Below are 6,578 nucleotides of genomic sequence, written 5' to 3'. Positions count from 1 at the left end.
TCGTTGACCGATGGCGCCCGATTAATTGAGCAATGCGATTAATTTTATAGCCTTCTTGATAGAGTATTTCTATTTTTGAACGTTCCTCTATGGTAAGATGTGTGTAGCTCATAACAGACCTCCGTGTTTATGTTTTTGTCATTACTAACATTTTACACGAACCTGTTATGGGTTTCTTTATTTGTCGCACTTAATTTTACAATTCATCATATAAAAAAGTGATTTTAGTTTTTAGCACTTACTGATTGACATGTCACTTCCTAAGCCAGAATCCCATAACAAAGCACACTCAATCCTCCATTAAAACATTATTAGCTAGGGTTGGAGCATATCTCACTCAATAAATGTCACATTCTAATCACTACTGAATAGCGTATCATATTCTTGCAAAAATTTCCCCTTATAATGAACAAAATGTTGTCTAAGTAGTGTTGGGGATAGTTAAATCTTACTATGTAATACGATTACATCCAAGGTAATGAAACCATCAAGCTTTGTCAGTAATGTTTGGTGTTCATCATCACTTAATTGCCAAGTCAATGGCGTCATAACGACTAAATCTTCCAACTGACTGTCCGTTAACTTTTGCGTCACCTTAATTTCTTTCATCTTGGCTTCTGGATAATGCGTTTTGAAGACCTCGATAACATCTTCATTAGAGTAAGGGTGGATATTTCCAATTTCCATATCTATGAGAGCTTGTCTTATCTCTTGTAAATAACCTGAGTTAGGAATAATTTTGATGAGTTCCCCTTCCGGCTTTAAAATACGCTCAAATTCCGAGTAATTTGACGGTGAAAATATTGAAAAGACGATATCTATTTGATGATTAGCTACAGGTAACTCTGCCAAATCCGCAATCATCGATAACATATGCCCATTATAATCTGTGGCTGCTTGAATCGCACTTTTTGCTAAATCAATCCCTATCAAACTGTACTCATTCTCTTTAACTTGGCGACTCATCTGCCACAAGTGACTGCCTTCTCCACTTCCTGCATCAATGATTGAAATATCTTTTCCATGATGTTCACTCAGATACTCTCCAATGTATTCATGCAGAGGTCGATACATCTTTGTATTTAAAATAATTTCACGTCTTGAGTGAAACAAGGACGCATCATATTTTGTATTCGATGCTTTCTTAGCCATGAAAAAATAGCCTTGTTTCGCCATATCAAAACGGTGACCATTCTTGCACACCAAACTATGCGAGTCTAACTTTAAGGCTTCTTGGCAATGGATACAGCTTAAATTGACAGCTTGATGAGTGTTAAGCCAATGTACTGTTCGGTCTTTCTTATTTAATTCATTTAACTGCGTCATCACGACTTCTCCTCCCATTTTTTCTACTTTTTAGATGATTTGTCTTAAAACAAAAAAATACTGAAGAAATGACTTCTTCAGTACTAAGTTTAATTGCTTACTCCATACCACGAATGTCGCGAATCACGTCTGCGATTTGATCGACGTAACGGTCAACACGTTCAGGTGTTGAAGCTTCCGCCATCACACGTAAGATTGGCTCCGTACCACTTGGACGTACTAAGATACGACCGTCGCCATCCATTTCTGCTTCAACTTTAGCGATGATTTCTTTCACTTCTGGCTCATCCATAACAGTGTGTTTGTCGTGAACACGAATATTCACTAATTTTTGTGGGAAGATGGTCACTTCACCCGCTAATTCTGATAATTTTTTACCAGTTTCACGCATAACAGCCATTAATTGAACGGCTGTTAATAACCCGTCACCCGTTGTATTGTAGTCCAACATCACAATGTGACCTGATTGCTCTCCACCTAAAGTGTGGTTACCTTCTCGCATTGCTTCGACAACATATCGGTCTCCAACTTTAGTTTTTAAAGCTGTCATGTTATTTTCTTCAACAGCTTTATGGAATCCAATGTTACTCATAACTGTTGATACAATTGTATCATTAGCTAAGCGTCCTTGAGATTGTAAATGTTTACCTAAGATAAACATAATCTTATCACCATCAACAATGGCACCCGTCTCATCAACTGCGATTAAACGGTCTCCGTCGCCATCTAAAGCAACTCCAAGGTCTGCACCTTTTTCTTTAACCATTTCTTGTAAAGCTTCAGGGTGAGTTGATCCGACTCCATTATTGATATTAATTCCGTCGGGACGGTCTCCCATTGTATAGAAATCAGTCTCTAAATCTGCGAATAATTGGTTTACTAATGGGGCTGTTGCACCATTGGCAGCATCCACACACACTTTTAAATCATCTAAATTCGCTGAGATGGTTGATTGTAAGTATTGAATATATTTGATAGAACCTTCTGGGAAATCATCTGTCACTCCTAAGCCGTCTGCACTTGGGCGAGGTAGTTCATCAGCATCACTATCTAGTAATGCTTCGATTTCTGCTTCTTGGTCATCAGATAGTTTAAATCCGTTACTTCCGAAGAATTTAATTCCATTGTCTTGTGCTGGATTGTGGGAAGCACTAATCATTACTCCGGCAGCTGCCCCTTGAGTTTTTGTTAAATAAGCCACTGCGGGTGTTGAGATTACACCTAATCGCATAACTTCGATTCCGACAGATAATAATCCTGCTGTTAATGCGTACTCTAATAATTCTCCAGAGATACGTGTGTCGCGTGCAACTAGTACGCGTGGATGTTCAACGTCAGAGTGTTGAAGTAACACATACCCTCCATAACGACCTAATTTAAAAGCTAATTCAGGTGTTAATTCACTATTTGCTACACCTCTGACACCATCTGTTCCAAAATATTTACCCATTATTGATTAATCTCCTAACTTTTCCTATTAGTTATTTTCTGATTCGCCCTCGACATCTTGCGGTTCTACAACGGCTGACTCATTACTTTCAGTCGCGTTTTCTTCATCTTCATTTTCAGTTCCAGATTCAGATTCGGGACCGTTGTTTTCTTCATTTTCTTCGCTTGTCTCATTGGTTTCTTCAGAGCTTTGCTCCTCGTTCTCACTTGGTGCGATTGGTGTGATGCTTACTTCAATTTGAACATCGCCACCATTTATCACCGTCATACCTTCTGGCACTTGTAATTCACCCGTGATGGTTGTTGATTCTGTTAAACCACTGACATCAGCAACTACGCCAATTGTGTCAACATTCGGTTGACTCCCTTGAATTACCAAGCTCTGAGGCGTAGTAATCGTATATTCATACGTATACATCGCTTGGTCTTCCCCAAAAGGGATGATATGCATACCTACTTCACTTTGAGGTTGTACTACTTCAACTTGTGATTCGATTTCCGAAACATTTGAATTCACATCTAATACTTCACCGTTGGCATTCACAATTTGTAAGACATATGATCCACTGAAGCTACTATTAGATGGTTGTGGATTAGCAATTGTAATATAAACTCGATCAATTTGTTGAATTGTTTCAACGTCACCAGTTAATTGAACTTCTTGGGGATTTAATGAAACACTGTCAACATTAAATCCGTCTTGAATGGCATTTGGATCTATTTCATATTCAATTTCAGCCGTAATTTCTTCTAACTGTGATATTTTAACATATCTTCTCGACGGTGTAACTTGGTAATCGACTGTATCCGGTAAATCAGAAACGATAAACTGGATTTGTTGCGTTCCAGATGGGATATCTGTTAAGTCTTCTGTTTGAACAGTAATTTCTTTTTCTAACACTTGGTTAATGACATTGCGTGGTCCAGTTATTCGTACTTGAACTGATTCTGGCAAGCCACTAATGAACGTATTTTCCGGAATCTCTCCAACGGTCACAGGGACATTATCAATAGTTTCTGTTACGTTGATGCTGGCAAACTGTTGGTTTGCTGCACTTTGAAAGACGAAAGCATTGTTTTCTGATGCGACAAAAATGTACAAGAAAATGGCAAAAAGTAGAGAGATGAGTCTTACGGCCCATTTATTCTCAAATAGTCTTCTATTCATTATTTATCACCTCTTTGTAATCCGTCATTAAGAAAGTCGCGAATGACTTGGAATATATCTTTCGAATTCTCTTCCTCTACAAATAAATATTCCTCGAGTATTTTTCTGAATTCGTTTCGGTCAAGTGCGCGGTTCATTTTATCGCCTTTAACCACACTAATATCTCCAGTTTCCTCAGATACGATGACTGTTACAGCATCAGTTACTTCACTTAAACCGATCGCAGCCCGATGCCTTGTTCCTAATTCTTTCGGTATCAATGTACTTTCTGATAGTGGCAAATAACATGAAGCAGCTGCGATTTGATAATCACTGATAATCACTGCCCCGTCGTGTAAAGGTGTATTCGGAATGAATATGTTAATTAGTAATTGATTTGTTATTTCTGCATCAAGCGGAATCCCACTTGAGATATAATCGCCTAAGCCGTCTTGACCTTCAATTGAAATCAAGGCACCAATTTTCCTTTTAGACATGTACTGAACTGATTTTTCGATATCATTTATTAATTTTTCACTTGGATTATTCCTACTCTTACGATTTTTAAATAAGTCTCGACCTAATATCTCAAGAGCGCGCCTCAATTCCGGTTGGAATAGAATAATCATCGCCACAACACCCCAAGATAGTACCTGACCTAATAGCCAATCTACAGTCTGAAGTCCTGCAAGTGAACTCACACTTTTGGCGATAAGGAAGATCCCTACCCCTTTTAAAAGGTTCATCATCTGAGTTCCGCGTGCATACATTAATAAGCGATAAATTAAATACCAGACTAATAAAATATCAAGTATTCGAATTATCGGCTGATTCGTCATAAACTGATTCATAAAATCTAACACCTTGTCACCTTCTTTCTAATCACTCTCTGATATTATAGCATATCAATCTTTCATACTTAATATTTTGAAGCAGAAAATTTGAAATGATTTTTTGAGATGGGGAAGTTGTGGTGTTTGGATTGGATTGGTGGGGGTAGTTGGGTTATCGGGACGGGTCATGCGGTGACAGGGGAAATTAAATGGTTAACAGGACACGTCATGTGATGACAGGGGAAATTAAACGGTTAACGGGACAGGTCATGCGGTGACAGGGGAAATTAAACGGTTAACGGGACACGTCATGTGATGACAGGGGAAATTAAACGGTTAACGGGACGGGTCATGTAGTGACAAGGGAAATTGGGCGGGTAACAGGACACGTCATGTGATGACAGGGGAAATTAAACGGTTAACGGGACAGGTCATGCGGTGACAGGGGAAATTAAACGGTTAACGGGACGGGTCATGTAGTGACAAGGGAAATTAAACAGCTAACGGGACGGGTCGTGTAGTGACAAGGGAAATTGGGCGGGTAACAGGACGGGTCATGTAGTGACAAGGGAAATTAAACAGCTAACGGGACGGGTCGTACTATGACACGTCCCGTTAGCCGATTTCCCACTATTAAAATTACTTTGCTTTTGAATTTTTAAACGGAAACTCAACATTTTCGAAGGCATAGTCAAAAGAACTATTTTTATTGGCATAGGTTGCGTATCTTCCGCTATTCATTTTCCCAAAATACTTACTTAATGTGCGTGCGATATACTTTTTACTCACTTGGCCATCAAGAAACACTTCACATTCACTCACAGTGAGCGGTTCTCTGTAACGAATCAGTCCATATTCACATAAAGTACGAACCACCGATTTCTTTTTGACTTCATGATGGCCACATTGATTACAGATGACTTTATACATTGTCAGCGTTATATCAAAACTGTGACATTTAGCACATTTTATACCTCGTTTCATTTGGTTGATCTCTTTCATCGATTTAGGTACAGGTGGGTAAGGATTTTCAATTTGAAACTCATTCAGAATTCGTTCTTTTAAAGCTATTGGCAAGATATTAGCTAGCGGTAAATTTTGTTCATCACGGGCAATTCCTTTAATCCAATGTATAAATTCTGCTCGGTTCATCCCCACTTCTGAGGCCGGCTCATCTAAGCGAATCAATCCTTCTGGGTTTACAAATACAATCTTCCCCTGAATTTCGCCATTATATCTTAAATTATTGAACAGCAAATTAACTTTCTCCATCGAGCGTTCCAGTTGAATAAAAATACTTTTGCTTAATAATTTTCCATTCGCAAATGCTTGTTGATTCTGATGGACATATTCCGTTGCATAATTCTTTGCATCGATAATATAAACCCCACTCCCAGTTAAGACTACAAGATCAAGTTGTGTTGTGCCTCCAGTATTTATCCAAATATCATGAAGATAAATCCAATTCGCATTCCCATATTTGACTAGTAATTGATAAACTTCCGCTTCACCCTTGAATCCATCCATATTGACTTGAAACTGATACATTTCTTTTTGAGTTAAGCCTTCTCGGTAATAGCATTCTTCTTGTTGCTGAAGTTCTAAATTTTTCTGTAACATCATTTTCTCCCTTTCTATAAATAGTTACATATATAGATACAAGAAAAAGAGCTGTTTTCATTTTTTTATTTTAAAACGCCGATTGTAAAATTAAGCTAGACAACTAAAACAGCCATTTGTGGTACACTCAACTTGTAATTCCGACCAAAGAATACAAAGGAGTGACCACAAATGACCTACACCCATCTTACCACGGATGAACT

6 protein-coding genes are annotated in these 6,578 nt (G+C 38.3%); all 6 read right to left on the bottom strand.

The genetic code is table 11. The annotated features are described in order from the left end of the window. Positions 1-112 (bottom strand): helix-turn-helix domain-containing protein (locus tag FEZ33_RS13030; RefSeq protein WP_138404493.1); only part of this gene is annotated, 112 nt, incomplete at its 3' end. 329 nt (positions 113-441) lie between these two features. Beyond that, on the bottom strand, positions 442-1,326 hold the full coding sequence (locus FEZ33_RS11665; RefSeq protein WP_171031395.1) for a methyltransferase domain-containing protein: 885 nt from the start codon (positions 1,324-1,326) through the stop codon (positions 442-444). Between the two features lie 97 nt (positions 1,327-1,423). Beyond that, entirely contained in the window at positions 1,424-2,776 is a 1,353-nt protein-coding gene (glmM, locus tag FEZ33_RS11660) for a phosphoglucosamine mutase (RefSeq protein WP_138405545.1), read from the bottom strand. A gap of 27 nt (positions 2,777-2,803) precedes the next feature. Then, the gene (locus FEZ33_RS11655; RefSeq protein WP_138405544.1) at positions 2,804-3,943 is read right to left on the bottom strand and encodes a CdaR family protein; all 1,140 of its coding nucleotides are present in this window, start codon (positions 3,941-3,943) and stop codon (positions 2,804-2,806) included. Then, entirely contained in the window at positions 3,943-4,773 is an 831-nt protein-coding gene (cdaA, locus tag FEZ33_RS11650; RefSeq protein ID WP_138405543.1) for a diadenylate cyclase CdaA, read from the bottom strand. Before cdaA ends, FEZ33_RS11655 begins: the two co-directional genes overlap by 1 nt. 621 nt (positions 4,774-5,394) lie before the next feature. Continuing rightward, positions 5,395-6,375: a nuclease-related domain-containing protein gene (locus FEZ33_RS11645; RefSeq protein WP_171031394.1), complete on the bottom strand. Its 981-nt coding sequence runs from the start codon at positions 6,373-6,375 to the stop codon at positions 5,395-5,397. Positions 6,376-6,578: the final 203 nt, after the last annotated feature.

This window comes from Ruoffia tabacinasalis (genome assembly GCF_005864045.1).
Lineage (GTDB): Bacteria > Bacillota > Bacilli > Lactobacillales > Aerococcaceae > Ruoffia > Ruoffia tabacinasalis.
The sequence above is the reverse complement of the archived record's forward strand: the minus strand, read 5'-3'. Positions and strand labels throughout refer to the sequence as shown.